This window comes from Candidatus Fukatsuia endosymbiont of Tuberolachnus salignus (assembly GCF_964030845.1).
GTDB classification, from domain to species: Bacteria; Pseudomonadota; Gammaproteobacteria; order Enterobacterales; family Enterobacteriaceae; genus Fukatsuia; species Fukatsuia symbiotica.
Map to the genome: position 1 here is coordinate 966,042 of NZ_OZ034983.1, position 15,885 is coordinate 981,926.

The 15,885-nt window shown below is 44.7% G+C and carries 10 protein-coding genes, 2 pseudogenes and 1 riboswitch; of the genes and pseudogenes, 8 read left to right on the plus strand and 4 right to left on the minus strand.

Annotated features, from left to right (window positions below):
• The first annotated feature begins 31 nt into the window (after positions 1-31).
• Entirely contained in the window at positions 32-1,324 is a 1,293-nt protein-coding gene (purD, locus tag AAHH42_RS04775) for a phosphoribosylamine--glycine ligase (protein ID WP_072550071.1), read from the plus strand.
• Positions 1,325-1,541: 217 nt separating this feature from the next.
• On the opposite strand, the pseudogene AAHH42_RS04780 reads toward purD, so the two are convergent.
• The 3 genes and pseudogenes from AAHH42_RS04780 to hemE form a co-directional block, all read right to left on the minus strand.
• A pseudogene (locus AAHH42_RS04780) lies at positions 1,542-1,808 on the minus strand (HU family DNA-binding protein); the annotation flags it as partial.
• Positions 1,809-1,993: 185 nt separating this feature from the next.
• Entirely contained in the window at positions 1,994-2,584 is a 591-nt protein-coding gene (locus AAHH42_RS04785; protein ID WP_072550073.1) for a YjaG family protein, read from the minus strand.
• Positions 2,585-2,679: 95 nt separating this feature from the next.
• Positions 2,680-3,798, minus strand: coding sequence for a uroporphyrinogen decarboxylase (gene hemE, locus AAHH42_RS04790; RefSeq protein WP_072550074.1), 1,119 nt, complete (start codon positions 3,796-3,798; stop codon positions 2,680-2,682).
• 327 nt (positions 3,799-4,125) lie between these two features.
• Here hemE and AAHH42_RS04795 point away from each other — a divergent pair, with 327 nt between their 5' ends.
• From AAHH42_RS04795 to thiH, 7 genes and pseudogenes are all read left to right on the plus strand, one after another.
• Positions 4,126-4,623, plus strand: coding sequence for an Rsd/AlgQ family anti-sigma factor (locus tag AAHH42_RS04795; protein WP_072550075.1), 498 nt, complete (start codon positions 4,126-4,128; stop codon positions 4,621-4,623).
• A gap of 62 nt (positions 4,624-4,685) precedes the next feature.
• A riboswitch (TPP riboswitch) is annotated at positions 4,686-4,798 on the plus strand.
• A gap of 140 nt (positions 4,799-4,938) precedes the next feature.
• Positions 4,939-6,780: pseudogene (gene thiC / locus AAHH42_RS04800) on the plus strand (phosphomethylpyrimidine synthase ThiC); the annotation flags it as partial.
• A complete protein-coding gene (gene thiE, locus AAHH42_RS04805; protein ID WP_342221777.1) occupies positions 6,776-7,417 on the plus strand; it encodes a thiamine phosphate synthase in 642 nt (213 codons plus the stop codon). The pseudogene thiC and the gene thiE, both read left to right, overlap by 5 nt.
• A 10-nt stretch (positions 7,418-7,427) precedes the next feature.
• Positions 7,428-8,189 carry a HesA/MoeB/ThiF family protein gene (locus AAHH42_RS04810; protein WP_342221778.1) on the plus strand — a complete coding sequence of 254 codons (762 nt, stop codon included), beginning with the start codon at positions 7,428-7,430 and terminating at the stop codon, positions 8,187-8,189.
• A 12-nt stretch (positions 8,190-8,201) separates the two neighbouring features.
• Entirely contained in the window at positions 8,202-8,402 is a 201-nt protein-coding gene (thiS, locus tag AAHH42_RS04815) for a sulfur carrier protein ThiS (protein ID WP_072550078.1), read from the plus strand.
• 1 nt (position 8,403) lies between these two features.
• Positions 8,404-9,207 (plus strand): thiazole synthase, encoded by an 804-nt coding sequence (locus AAHH42_RS04820; RefSeq protein WP_072550079.1) that lies wholly within the window; start codon positions 8,404-8,406, stop codon positions 9,205-9,207.
• Positions 9,200-10,324 (plus strand): 2-iminoacetate synthase ThiH, encoded by a 1,125-nt coding sequence (thiH, locus tag AAHH42_RS04825; protein WP_342221780.1) that lies wholly within the window; start codon positions 9,200-9,202, stop codon positions 10,322-10,324. The genes AAHH42_RS04820 and thiH overlap by 8 nt, the downstream gene beginning before the upstream one ends.
• Before the next feature lie 32 nt (positions 10,325-10,356).
• Here the strand turns inward: thiH and AAHH42_RS04830 are convergent, their stop codons facing one another.
• Entirely contained in the window at positions 10,357-15,360 is a 5,004-nt protein-coding gene (locus AAHH42_RS04830) for an ESPR-type extended signal peptide-containing protein (protein ID WP_342221781.1), read from the minus strand.
• Positions 15,361-15,885: the final 525 nt, after the last annotated feature.

Below are 15,885 nucleotides of genomic sequence, written 5' to 3' on the forward strand. Positions count from 1 at the left end.
TTAAACCACATAATTTCACGGAATCATCACGATGAATATTTTGATTATTGGCAATGGTGGACGCGAACACGCACTAGGCTGGAAGGCAGCACAATCACCTTTAGCAGAAAAAATTTATATTGCACCAGGCAACGCAGGTACTGCATTGGAACCCAGATTAGAAAATGTTGATATTGCTGCCACAGATATCCCCGCGTTACTGGCATTTGCTAAAAGTCATGCTATCGGCCTGACGATCGTCGGCCCCGAAGCACCTTTGGTCATTGGTATCGTTGATACCTTCCGCGCTGCCGATCTAACGATATTTGGCCCAACCCAAGCCGCCGCACAATTGGAAGGTTCGAAAGCTTTCAGCAAAGACTTCCTGGCTCGCCATCAGATCCCAACCGCGGCATATCAAAATTTTACCGATATTGATGCTGCATTGGCTTACATCCGTAAAAAAGGTACCCCAATCGTGATCAAAGCCGATGGTTTAGCTGCCGGTAAGGGTGTGATTGTTGCCAGTACGCAGGAAGAGGCCGAAACGGCGGTTAATGATATGCTAGCGGGTAATGTTTTTGGCAATGCCGGTCATCGTATCGTAATCGAGGAATTTCTTGAGGGTGAAGAAACCAGCTTTATCGTCATGGTAGATGGAAAAAATGTATTACCTATGGCAACCAGCCAAGATCATAAGCGTGTTAATGACGGTGATCGCGGGTTAAACACCGGCGGTATGGGTGCTTATTCACCGGCTCCCGTAGTAACAGATGATATCCATCAACGGATTATGGAACAGATTATCTGGCCGACAGTGCGAGGAATGACTGCTGAAGGTAACACTTACAGCGGTTTTTTGTACGCCGGTTTGATGATTTCCAGTGACGGGCAACCGAAAGTCATCGAATTTAACTGCCGCTTCGGCGATCCAGAAACACAACCCATTATGCTGCGTATGCGTTCTGATTTAGTCGAACTTTGTTTAGCAGGTGCACAAGGTAAATTGAACGAAAAAAAATCTGAGTGGGACGAACGTTGCGCGTTAGGTGTGGTACTCGCCGCCGAGGGGTATCCTGGTAATTATCGTAAGGGTGATGTTATTCAAGGTTTGCCACAACAAAAAATCACGAATGAAGGGAAAGTGTTCCATGCAGGTACCCATTTAAATGACAGTAACCAGGTGGTCACCCATGGTGGACGCGTACTTTGCGTAACGGCTCTCGGTATGACTGTCGCCGATGCACAGAAACATGCATATGCATTGGTCAAAAACATTCAATGGCAAGGGAGTTTTTACCGAAAAGATATTGGCTATCGAGCTATTGCACGAGGCAAACAATAACAAAGAACTGCCGGCTCCTTTATATTCACATAGATAAAAGGGGTTTAAACAACCCCTCCCCTATTTTGTGATGACCACTAGCACATTACTATTGCTTGGCCGCTTTTTTTGGTGGACTGGCCGCCTTTTTGGGTGCACCGACTACCTTTTGGGGTGCACCGACTACCTTTTGGGGTGCACCGACTACCTTTTGGGGTTCACTGGCCATTACTTTATTAACTGCCTCTTTAAACGTTTTACCAGAAACAAACGCTGGCGAGTTAGATGCTGCAATCTCAAGCGGCTTACCCGTTTGTGGATTACGTCCGGTTCTTGCTTGGCGTTGATTGACCTTGAAAGTACCAAAACCAACCAATTGCATTGTATCTCCCTCTTTTAAACAGTTCGTAATGGCCTCCAAAATAATGTCCAGAATCGATTTAGCCTTAGCTTTGTTAATATCCCCTTTGTCTGCGATTATATCAATCAGTTGTGTCTTATTCATAAGTTACCCTTACAGTATATTTATCGTTTATAAAGCACCAAGTGCCATGGATATGCCGGCCAACACTACCCTTCTACACAGGCACTGATCGCCAATTGCTTTCACCTTTCAAATGTAGAACAGACAAGCGCTGCTGTGAAGCTTTAAAACACCCCAAATTAGCAGTTAAATCACGTTTTTTCTCCTTATTGTATTAAATTTATACCAATATTGCTTACAGCAGCCTCTCGCAAGTCAGATCGCAACCCTTTGATCAGATCTGAATCACGCTCTTCATAACTGGACAACAGACGAAAAATCTCCCATTGGATATCCCATTCTTCGGCAATTGCAGGCAGGACTTTTAACTCTTCAGCCGTCATTTCCTTACCTGCATGACTCATTTCAAGCATCGCTACCGTATCGACGGAAATCTCACTGATAGCAATAGCATGTTCCAAATCCCCACCACTCAGACGTGAATGGATAGCTTCTCCGAGTGCCCTGCAAGCATCAATGGCCGGATAAACACCGTAAATACTGCAATCATCGGTATAAGGAATAGCCTCTACCAGTTTTTCAAGCTGACTATCAAAATCTACCTTAGCATCCTTTACCAGTAAAGTTTCCCAGATTAAATCTAAAATACGCCGATAAACAGCGGGATCGCCAAAATGTGTTTCCAGACAAAATTTTTGATAGTTGGGATACATCCGTTCGCACAAACAGGCCATAAACGTCAGATGTTGCCAGCCCTCTAATTTTTCAAGACGTAAATGGATCGGATTACGTAACATGACACCTTCTTTTAATAAACCTTTTAACGCAACACAGGATCCAGCTTGCGCAAGAGGCCTGGTGCATAAATTTGCGTGCTAGTGTACCTGAACACTTATGAGAGTAAAATGGTTCCACTAGGTGCTAAAATATCATTGACCGACTGGTGATATTGGCGTGAGAGACCATGTACTCCCTTAACAAAGGCTTCCACATTCTCTGGCAGCACATCCTGAGGAATACCATGACCGAGATTAAATACGTGACCATTCCCCTCACCATAGTTCCCTAGAATGGTAGCGATCTCCTGACGGATCCGTTCTGGTGATCCATACAAAATATTGGGGTCCATATTACCTTGCAGCGCAACTTTATCGCCGACTCGATGACGAGCATGAGCAATATCCGTTGTCCAATCCAGCCCTAAAGCATCACATCCTGTTTTTGCCATCTCTTCCAGCCACTGCCCACCACCTTTGGTAAATAGTGTAACCGGTACGCGACGCCCGTCATTTTCTCGATACAAGCCATCAACAATTTTATGCATGTACTGCAAGGAAAATGTTTGATAGCCTTCAGTGGTTAACAGCCCACCCCAGGTATCGAAGATCATTATGGCTTGTGCACCGGCTTTAATTTGCGCATTTAAATACAGCCGTACACTTTCAGCCAGCTTATCCAACAATAAATGCAAAGTTTTAGGTTCAGTGCACATCATTTTTTTTATTTTAGTAAAATCCTTGTTTTTGCTGCTACCACCTTCGACCATGTAAGCTGCCAACGTCCACGGGCTACCAGCAAAACCGATCAAAGGCACACTGCCTGCTAATTCACAACGAATAGCACGCACCGCATCCATGACATACCTTAATTCGTTTTCTGGATCGAGGGTAGGGAGTTGCTGTACATCAGTTAAACAGCTAATCGGTTGGTGAAAGCACGGGCCTTCGCCATCGATGAAATATAGTCCAAGCCCCATCGCATCAGGGATAGTTAAAATATCCGAGAATAAAATTGCCGCATCTAATAGTGGATAACGGTGCAGAGGTTGCATTGCAACTTCACAGGCTAACTCTGTATTTTTGCACAATGACATAAAATCACCCGCCTTCGCACGGGTGGCTTTATACTCAGGTAAATAGCGACCCGCCTGACGCATCATCCACACCGGAGTAACATCAACCGGCTGACGCAACAAAGCACGCAGATAACGATCATTTTTCAATTCATTCATCAGAGGCTTCCTAAATTATCTCGGGCTATATCTGGGGATATGTTATTTCAATTAGACTTCTTGCAAAACCGTAACGAATGGTATGAGTTCAAGGCACCCGGAGCACAGTAACGGCGCGGTACATACGGATGGGATTCGAGCACCGTGTAACGCCGAATTTACACTACGCAATAGTTACGCAAGAAGTCTATTGTTGCACAATCTCGAGTTCACTGGCACTCTAAAGTCTGGCTTGTTATATATTAGACTGCTTTCAAAACCGTAGCGAGGGGAGAAGAGGTCTGTTCTATAACCTACCGTTATCTTATTTAACTCACGGAATCAATCATGCTCAACCGACTGGAAAACCTCACTCAACGCGTTGGCGGCAGTAATGAATTAATTGATCAATGGCTTCAGGCGCGTAAAAAATTATTAGTCACCTATTGCACCGTGATCGGTGTTAAACAGCCAAAAGCGGAGCACGCCTCATTCGATAAAAAAGCACTGGAGGATTTTTTCCAGAATTTAATGGATTATCTTTCATCGGGTCATTTTAAGATTTACGATACCATTATTGAACAGACAGAAGGTCAGTCTAGCCCGAAGATGGCACTCAAAAGCAAAATTTATCCGGCGTTAAAAGATAATACACAAGACATCATGGAATTTCACGATAACTATATAGATACCAACGTCGATCAGGATCGTTACCTGGAATTTAATCAGACGTTGTCTGCGCTCGGTCAAGCGCTCGATACACGTTTTCAGCTCGAGGACCAGCTTATTCAGTGGGCAGTCGAATCTTGGCAAACCATCGTTCAGGAGCGATGCGCTGATACCTAAAACGAAATCTAAAAAATATAATTCAACAGGGCTTGTGGTTTTTATTCTACTTCATATACTAAGCCCTCTTGTCGGAGTGCCTAGCGTAAACGTTGCGCAGGCTGAGACCGTTAATTCGGGATCCGCGGAACCTGATCGGGCTAATACCCGCGAAGGGAACAAGAGTAATTTATCGTTAGAACTGGTTTTCAACTGCAGTGATTTACGTTTGCAAAAGAAAGAATGCCATTCGTCTCTCTATATCGTTACTCCCGCCAGCCTCCAGACAAGCAATTTTCTCTGCCGTACTCATTTCCCCATACCAAGGAATTTGCTGTGTCTAATAATACGATTTCAGTTCATCAGGCGATAACACCAGAGCCTACAACACGCCCACGTAAACGGCAACGTGATGCCGCACAGCAGTTTATCTCTACATTAGAAGGCATGACCTTTCCTAATTCACGGCGTATTTATCAGCAAGGCTCACGGGCAGATATTCAAGTGCCCATGCGTGAAATCAAGCAAGGTCCGACACTTATTAGTGGCACAACAGACGCGGCACATTATGTGGATAATGAAGCGATCCCCGTTTACGATACATCCGGTGCTTATGGTGATCCTCAAGCTCAACCGGATGTCCGAGCGGGCCTGGCTAAACTACGTGCCAACTGGATCGCGCAACGACAAGATACCGAAGCGTTGCCTGCTGTCAGTTCCTGTTTTACCCAACAACGTTTGGCTGATGAGGGGCTAGATCATCTACGTTTTGCACAACGTCCTCATCCGATAAGGGCGATTGCGGGTCGATCTGTCACTCAGCTGTATTACGCACGTGCCGGTATCATCACCCCTGAAATGGAATTTATCGCCATTCGTGAAAATATGGGGCGCGAAAAAATCTGTAGTGAGATATTGTGCCAACAGCACCCCGGGCAATCCTTTGGTGCCAATCTGCCAGAAAATATTACCGCTGAATTTGTACGACAAGAAGTGGCTGCGGGTCGTGCCATTATCCCTGCCAATATTAATCACCCTGAATCCGAACCAATGATTATTGGTCGTAATTTTTTAGTCAAAGTCAATGCCAATATCGGCAATTCAGCGGTGACATCTTCCATTGAAGAAGAAGTAGAAAAACTGGTTTGGTCAACCCGCTGGGGCGCTGATACGGTGATGGATTTATCAACGGGTCGTTATATCCACGAAACCCGTGAATGGATTTTACGTAACAGTCCAGTACCTATAGGTACAGTGCCCATTTATCAAGCATTAGAAAAAGTGAACGGCATTGCTGAAAAATTAAATTGGGAAATATTTCGTGACACACTGCTGGAACAAGCAGAACAAGGAGTAGATTATTTCACCATTCACGCTGGAGTACTGCTGCGTTATGTTCCTATGACAGCAAAACGCTTGACTGGTATTGTCTCTCGAGGCGGCGCTATCATGGCTAAGTGGTGCTTGTCCCACCATCAAGAAAATTTCCTGTACCAACATTTCCGCGATATTTGCCAGATTTGTGCTACCTATGATGTTTCACTGTCATTAGGCGATGGCCTACGCCCCGGTTCAATTCAAGATGCCAATGATAAGGCTCAATTTGCAGAATTGCATACCTTAGGTGAATTAACAAAAATTGCCTGGGAATACGATGTACAGGTGATGATTGAAGGTCCCGGGCATGTGCCCATGCAGATGATCCGCCGTAATATGACGGAAGAGCTGGAACACTGCCATCAAGCCCCTTTTTATACATTGGGACCACTGACGACGGATATCGCGCCAGGTTATGACCATTTTACTTCCGGTATTGGAGCAGCAATGATCGGTTGGTTCGGTTGTGCTATGTTGTGTTATGTCACGCCAAAAGAGCATTTGGGCTTACCAAATAAAGAAGATGTTAAACAAGGGCTGATGACCTATAAAATCGCCGCTCATGCCGCTGATTTAGCGAAAGGACACCCTGGTGCGCAAATCCGCGATAATGCGCTGTCCAAAGCGCGTTTTGAATTCCGTTGGGAAGATCAATTTAACCTGGCCCTCGATCCTGCTACTGCACGTGCCTATCATGATGAAACTCTGCCACAGGCATCCGGCAAAGTCGCTCATTTTTGCTCCATGTGTGGCCCTAAGTTCTGTTCGATGAAGATTTCGCAGGAAGTGCGTGATTATGCTAATCAATCTGCCTGACATCGCCTTTGCCAGTACAAAGCCCCATTTGGGGCTTTATCCTGTAGTGGATTCTTTGACCTGGATCAACCGGATGCTGGATGCAGGTGTAACCACTTTACAGCTACGTATTAAAAACTTAGCGCATCCGCATAGGGAAAAAATCATTGCTTGTGCCATTGCGTTAGCTGAACGCTATCAAGCAAGGCTATTTATCAACGACTACTGGCAATTAGCCATTGAACACCAAGCTTACGGCGTACACCTGGGGCAAGAAGATCTCGTCAGCGCAGATCTCAGTGCCATTCAGCGCGCGGGGCTACGACTAGGTATTTCAACGCACAATGAGAAAGAGTTAGCAAAAGCACGCAGATTGCGTCCTTCTTACATTGCACTCGGTCATATTTTCCCCACCCAAACCAAACAAATGCCCTCTCCACCACAAGGGTTAGTGGCGTTAAAACGTCAGGTTGCCAACACACCTGATTACCCAACCGTTGCCATTGGTGGGATCAGCATCGAGCTCGTACCACAAGTATTGGCGTGCGGCGTTAGTGGTGTGGCGGTGGTAAGTGCCATTACACAGGTCAGTAACTGGCGGCAAGCAACAGCCACTTTATTGCAATTGATCGAAAAAAAATAGGTAACCGGTGATGAATGATAACGATTTTTTACGTTACAGCCGTCAACTAATGTTGGAAGAAATCGGCATTGAAAAACAGCGTCAGTTACAGGCGTCCCGTGTACTTATCGTGGGTATTGGGGGACTGGGTTCGCCGGCCGCCCTTTATCTTGCGGCAGCGGGAATCGGCACCCTGTTACTCGCCGATGATGACCTGCTCGATATTAGTAACTTACAACGCCAGATCCTATACCGCACCAGTGATATCAGCCAGAGCAAAGCCAAACTCGCCAAGAATCATCTACATCAACTTAATCCACAGATAAATATTATCGCCATTAACAAGAGGCTTGACGGCCAAAACTTGACGGATACGGTAATCAATGCAGATTTGGTACTCGACTGCAGTGATACTATGCGCTCTCGCCATCAAGTTAACACAGCCTGTGTTACGGCACAGAAAACCCTGATCAGTGGCAGTGCCATGGGTTTTAGCGGACAACTGTTAGTGATCGAGTCACCCTATACCTATGGCTGCTACGCCTGCCTGTATCCCGATCAAAAAATAGCGCCATACAACTGCCGTACTTCTGGGATATTAGGCCCCGTGGTTGGCGTCATCGGCACCTTGCAAGCATTGGAAGCAATCAAAATTCTAACGGGGATACCCTCCCCACTCAGTGGAAAACTGTGTTTATTTGATGGCAAACAGCATAGTTGGCATACATTACAACTAAGCCGTTCAACTCACTGTGCAGTTTGTAGCAGGACAATATGTGAAAAAAGAGCCTAGTGGAAAAATACTGTGAAAATTACGCTAAACGACCAGCCCATAGAACTTGAAGCCGCCATGACTATTGATGCTCTACTCCGCCAATTACGACGACACCAGCAAGGGCATGCTCTGGCAATTAATCAAAACATTATTCCTCGCAGTCACTGGGAGACCCATTTGCTACAAGAGAGTGATGAGATCTTACTGTTTCAGGCGATAGCCGGAGGCTAATATGTTAAAGCTTAATGATAAATTAAAAATTGCCGATACTTTCTTTGATTCACGTCTATTTACCGGCACCGGAAAATTTGCCAGCTCAAAATTAATGACAGATGCGCTACAGGAATCAGGTTCGCAGTTGGCTACTCTCGCGATGAAACGGATCGATCTAGGTGCCGATCACGATGCAATCTTAACACCGCTACAACAGCTGGGTATCCAATTACTCCCGAATACTTCCGGTGCCAAAACAGCAACGGAAGCTATTTTTGCCGCCGGGCTAGCGCGTGAAGCGCTAGGTACCCACTGGATAAAACTGGAAATCCACCCCGACATCAGACATCTGTTACCCGATCCGATAGAAACCCTAAAAGCCGCAGAAGCCTTAGTAAAAAAAGGTTTTGTGGTGCTGCCTTACTGTAATGCCGATCCATTGCTGTGCAAACGATTGGAAGAGGTCGGCTGTGCTGCCGTAATGCCGCTAGGTGCCTTCATCGGCTCTAATCTGGGATTACGCACCCGTGATTTTCTACAATTGATTATTGAGCAAAGCAACGTACCAGTCGTAGTCGACGCCGGCCTTGGCGCGCCTAGTCATGCCCTGGAAGCAATGGAGTTAGGAGTAGATGCCGTGTTGGTCAATACCGCCATCGCCGTTTCCCGTGATCCCATCCAGATGGCGTATGCCTTTAAACTGGCGGTTGTAGCCGGTCGATCAGCTTATCAAGCTGGTTTGGTACAACCTCAACAACAGGCCGTCGCCAGTAGCCCATTAACCGCTTTCCTCAATCAAATGAAAGATCAAGAACATGCTTAAAGATTTTAGTCACCACTGGAAAAAATTGGATTGGGACGATATTTCTCTGCGTATTAATAGCAAAACAGCACGTGACGTTGAAGACGCCCTGAATGCCAGCAAACCAGGGCGAGAAGATCTGATGGCACTGATATCACCAGCGGCATTACCTTATCTCGAGCCGCTCGCGCAAAAAGCACAACAGTTGACTCGGCAACGCTTTGGCAATACGGTGCATTTTTTTGTGCCGCTCTATCTTTCCAATCTGTGTGCCAATGAGTGTAGCTATTGTGGTTTTTCCATGAGCAACAAAATCAAACGCAAAACACTCAATGAAGAAGAAATTATCCGTGAATGCAGCGCCATCAAGGCACAAGGATTCAATCATTTGTTACTGGTTACTGGAGAACATCAAACCAAAGTGGGCATGGCGTACTTCCGTCATCATCTGCCTGGGATCCGCCAACGTTTTAGTTCTTTAATGATGGAAGTTCAGCCACTGGCAGAACAAGAGTATGCAGAGCTAAAAACGCTAGGGTTAGACGGTGTTATGGTGTATCAGGAAACTTATCATCATGCTAGCTACCACCGGCACCACTTGCGGGGGAAAAAACAAGATTTTTATTGGCGATTAACAACACCAGATCGCTTGGGACACGCTAAAATCGATAAAATCGGCTTAGGGGTGTTATTCGGTTTATCACATAGCTGGCGTGCCGATAGTTATATGCTAGCGGAACATTTATTTTATTTGCAAAAAACGTATTGGCAAAGCCGCTATTCGATCTCATTTCCACGTCTACGCCCTTGCGTTGGTGGGGTTGAGCCTGCATCCGTAATAAGTGAACAACAACTAGTGCAGGTGATCTGTGCTTTCCGCTTATTCGCACCCGATGTCGAGCTTTCTCTCTCGACGCGAGAATCACCGTTTTTCCGCGATAATATGATCCCGTTAGCCATCAATAACATCAGTGCCGGTTCTAAAACTCAACCAGGAGGTTATGCCGATGATCATCCTGAACTGGAACAATTTACGCCACATGACAACCGTTCTCCACAACAGGTCGCACAAGCGTTGATTAAAAATGGGCTACAGCCCATTTGGAAAGATTGGGAGCATTATTTCGGGCGCTCATGAATTCTTGTATTGGACTCCTTGCAAAACCGTGTTTACCATTGATAACCTATCCCCAAAGAGACACCAAAATCTTTTTGCGTGTTATTACTGCTCTGTAGTTTCGTTATCCATTTACCACTTTCAGAAACGGTAGAAACTCCAATGGCAATCGCAGATCCGCCACGATAGCTGGCAACCGCAGCACCTAGCAAACTGGAATCCGGTACATATGCCTGTGGGATCCCGGCCATTGCCATAGATGAAGCGATGCCCGCAGTAAGTTTATTTTTTACCTGATCAAGGCGATTATCCAATTTTTTAATTGCCCGATTTACTGAATGGTCATTAGCGGATCGCATGTCAGCCAACGTCTTATTCAATTGCTCAAGGTTCACCGCATCGTTATCCGCCACACCCGCCTTAACACCACTGATCCTACGAACCCCTTCTGTTCCCGTGATGTCAACTGACTTTCCTCCAGTCAGTTTTCCTACTGTGATCTTTTTGCTACTCGCATCCTCACGTACTAGCTGAGTCATAGTATTAGACGGATATTTATTTCTACCTGCTTTCAATGCAGCAATGTCGCTACTATTTAGAACCACCACATCATTTAGCATTGAGAGCGCATCCCCAACGTTGTTGACCTCCCTATTTTGTACGATATAACTTGGGGAAACAAACTTGTCCTCTGTCGGATCAATCATCGCACCGCCACCGAAGCTGTTGGCAATAGCGGCAATATTGTTGGCATTTTGCATCAATTCGTTATTCGTTTTGAGAAGCTGACTGCCGTTGACCGCATCCACACTGGTTGGGCTTAGCTCACCCGGCGCAACACCGATTAATCTACGCTCTCCATTTTTACCCTCAATGGAAACTTCTTCTGCTACGTGTCCCGCCGCCAAGGTGATACTTCTCGTTTTCCTTGTACTATTGGAGTCTGTTGACCAGCCACCATGTTTCGGATTATCTAGTAATAGGCCGATCGATCCGTTCATAATTTCTTCCCGCAATTGCTCGATACCATCGGCATTTTTTTCGACTTCATTATTGGTCGTCAGCAATTGGCTACCATTGATGGCATCTGTACTAGTCGTACTTAGCGCACCCCGTTTGACACGGGTTAAAATGCGTGATCCGCTTTGACCTGCAAAGGAAATCTGTTCTCCACCTTTCATAGCAGCGACAGTGATAGTCGCTATAGGCGAATTTTGCTGTACCAGACCGACCACGCCTTCACTAATATCAGTAGTCAATTTGCTGATACTTTCAGAATTTTGCACAATTTTGCCAGCATTTTCGACAATATCAGCAGCATTTTGCACAATGTTTCCAGTATTTTTCGCCACATTTTGATTAACAGTAAAAAGCTGACTGCCATTGACAGCATCGCTACTATCTATACTCAACACACCGTCTTTTAAATCGCTTAATTTACGAGATCCTGTTTTACCTGCCAGAGAAACCTGATCTCCGGCACTTTCACTCGCTACAGTGATAATATCCGTCGGCGATTTTTGCCGCACCAAACCACTTGCCCCTTTTATAACACTGTTGCTAAATTTGTTGATATCGTCAGCATTTTTCGCAATATCCGTATTAGTGGCAAAAAGCTGACTGCCGTTAACCGCATCGCTACTACTAGCACTTAATTCACCATCTTTTAAGCCGTTTAAGGTGCGCACACCTGACGTACCAACGATGGAAACTTTATCACCTGAGTTTGTGGCAGCCACAGTGATAGTATTGGTAGGAGTGTCTTGCTGTACCAAACCGATAGATCCCTGACTAATATTGTTAGTCAAAGTTCTAATCTCGCCAGTATTTTGCGTTATACCGCTTGTATTCGACCGAATATCGGTGCTATTTTGCGCAATATTTCCTTCATGTTGTGTGATTTTGTCAGCATTTTGCGTTATACCACTTGCATTCAATCGAATATCAGTGCTATTTTGCGCAATCTTTCCTTCATGTTGTGTGATTTTGTCAGCATTTTGCGTTATACCACTCGCATTCAATCGAATATCGGTGCTATTTTGTGCGATCTTTCCTGCATGTTGCGTGATTTTGTCAGCATTCTGCGTTATACCACTCGTATTCGACCGAATATCGGCACTGTTTTGCGCGATCTTTCCTGCATGTTGCGTGATTTTGTCAGCATTCTGCGTTATACCACTCGTATTCGACCGAATATCGGCACTGTTTTGCGCGATCTTTCCTTCATGTTGCGTGATTTTGTCAGCATTTTGCGTTACACCACTCGTATTCAACCGAATATCAGCACTGTTTTGTGCGATTTTTCCTTCATGTTGCGTGATTTTGTCAGCATTTTGCGTTATACCACTCGCATTCGACCGAATATCGGCGCTATTTTGTGCAGTCTTTCCTTCATGTTGCGTGATTTTGTCGGCATTTTGCGTTATACCACTCGCATTCGACCGAATATCGGCACTGTTTTGTGCGATCTTTCCTTCATGTTGCGTGATGTCACTGATATTTTTTGCAACACTTTGACTATTTTTTGCAACATTTTCATTAGTAGCAAAAAGCTGAGCACCGTTGACCGCATCACTACTGCTCGTGCTTAACTCAGCGGATTTTAGGCCGTTTAACCTACGTGCCACCCCTGCATTACCGGCAAAAGACACCTGCTCACCTGCTCTGTCCGCCGCGATAGTAATCACGTTGCTTAACGGGTCCTGTCGCACTAATCCAATGGCTCCTTGGCTTATATTGTTAGTCAGTGTACTCACCGCCGCCGCATTTTCCGTTATCTTCTTCGCGCCTTCCCCGATATCTCGGACATTTCTCGTCACATTCTCATTGGTAGCAAAAAGCTGGGCACCGTTGACCGCATCGCTGCTACTGATACTTAACGTACCCGCTTTTATACCGCTTAATGTGCGAGCGGCTCCAGTGTTACTCGTAAAAGAAATTTGTGTTCCTGCACTATCCGCCGCGACGGTAATCGCTTTGCTTGATGGATCCTGTAGTACTAATCCGATAGTTCCTTGACTAATATCACGGGTCAATTTACTGATAGTATTTACATTTTCGGTAATTTTTTGCGCACTCTCTACGATATCTTTAGTGCTTTTTGCAATATCATCACTATTTTTCACAATATTTTTATTAGTAGTAAAAAGTTGAGCACCATTGATGGCATCGCTGCTATCTGCCGTTATGTCGCCTTGTGTAACACCCGTTAATTTGCGTGTCCCTGCGCTACCAGCAAAAGAAACCTGATTTCCTGCTTGAGTAGCTGCAACAGTGACGACCTTAGTAGTACCATCCTGTTGTACTAAACCAATCGCTCCCTGATGAAGGTTACTGATCAATCTTCTAATATTATTGAGATTTCCCGTCACATTGGTGTCAGTAGCAAAAAGCTGGCTGCCGCTGACAGCATCAGTGCTAACGGTGCTTAACTCGCCTGCCTTAATGCCACTCAATCTGCGCTCCCCTGTTTTTCCCTTTAATGAGATGTTATCTCCTCCACTGTCGGCCGCTACAGTAATAACCCCTGTCACCGGAGTTTGCTGCACCAAACCAATCGCTCCTTTGCCGATATCTACCTTTAGCTGGCTGACAGCATCATTATTTAGCCTAATACTGCTAGCATTGTCCAAAATCGTATCGGAATTGGTCCTACTTCTAGCTGTGTTTTTTTTCACTTCAAGGGTATTTCTCTCAATCCCTTCAGTATTAATGGTAACGGCGGTGTTAGTAGAAAAAAGCTGGCTGCCGTTAACCGCATCAGTGCTACTCACGCTTAACACACCCTCCCCAACACCGGTTAACATCCGTGATCCTGCTGTACCAGCAAAAGAAATTTGATTTCCTGCACTGGTAGCGGCGACAGTGACGGCTTTGCTTGATGGATTTTGCCTCACCAAGCCGACCGACCCCGCATTGATGTTAGTGGTCAATGTACTTACGTCAGCAGCATTTTGTGTAATGCTTCTGGTATTTTTCGTCACTTCTCCGTTAGTGGCAAACAGCTGACTGCCGTTAACAGCGTCACTGCTGTTAGCGTTTAATATACCTTCCATGACACCGGTTAACTTACGAGTTCCCGACGTACCTAGAAGCGAGACTTGTCTTCCTGTTTTCCTCCCAGCTACCGTAATCTCCTGAGTGATCACATCCTGTTGTACTATGCCGAATAATCCACTATCGACTTCAGATCTATGAGTTCTAATACTATTAGCATTTTTCGTCACTTCTTGCTCAAGCTGAAAAAATTGACTACCGTTGACGGCCTCCGTACTACTGTTGCTCACGGTTCCCTTAGCAAGGCTGGTTAATTTACGTGGATTGGTTAGAGTTCCTATCGATACCGTTTTGTCTTGATGAACGATTGAACCACTACCAAGAGCAACAGAATTTGCGAAGCCATCAACTCTGGCTTCACTACCTATGGCAACAGAACCTACGGAGCTATCAACCTTAGCACCATTACCTATGGCAATACCCTTCGTCGAGTTATTGACACTGGCTTCATTACCAACACTAATACCCCCGAACGATTGCTTTACCCATACCCCACTTCCTATTGAAACAGCACGCTCCGATGGCCCTTTTGTATCCTTATCACCAAAAGTTCTACCCACATCACTATCAGCGTCACCACTACCTCTGCGATCAATCGACACTCCTGAACCTATTGCCACACCATATACAGAATTAGCACTCGGGTCGTCACCAATGGCAACACTGCCAAAATAACCCTGAGCTCTTGAACCAATCGCAACGCCAGCAAGCGTCTTCCCTTGCGCCCCACCTTTACCCATATGACCCGTTGCATCAGTTTTTGTGCTTGCACTCTCGGGCACCCCTCCATCAATTACCAATGCTCCATTTGCAGCCTCAATCCTCTGTCCAGAATTTGCAGCGTAACTACCAAATACTATGCCGGATAGAAAAAGACCAATAATTAACCTATAAACCCACAATTTTTTTTTGCCTTTCTTTCCCGACGCTTTTGCCAGTTCTGAAGCAGCTATCCAACAGCCTAAAGAGCCATGCCAAACTATTTTATATATTCTGTTCATTGGACTTTATTTCACTCTATAAACATTATTTTTTACTTGGGATAACGACTAATTTCTTATGTTCATCACAATAAAATGCTATGTAGGATTTACATTCTTGTCGATGTCATATAAATAGATTAAGACAAAGTATAATAAATAATTATCCTTACTAAATAATTATTCCCTCACTTTATAAAACGATTAAACGAATATAACGAGATTAGAATATAGCTACTGCCTAATCAAAGTTTCAGAAAAAACTTAATTTTAATATACCTCCAAGTATCATATAATATTAATTCTATCTAAATATTATAAAACAAATAGATAGATTTATTTTTTTAAGATAAAAATTAGGGGAATTAGATTGATGAAATAATCTAATATAAAATTTTCACTGTATTATTATTAGTTCACAGTAATTGGAAGTTTAGCTAGTAATATGTAAAAGGCAAATTTGCACAAAATATTTTTTTATTTTCTATCATATTAAAATACGAAATTTATTATTAAACAAAAAAATCAGGTTCCAACATTGTTGAA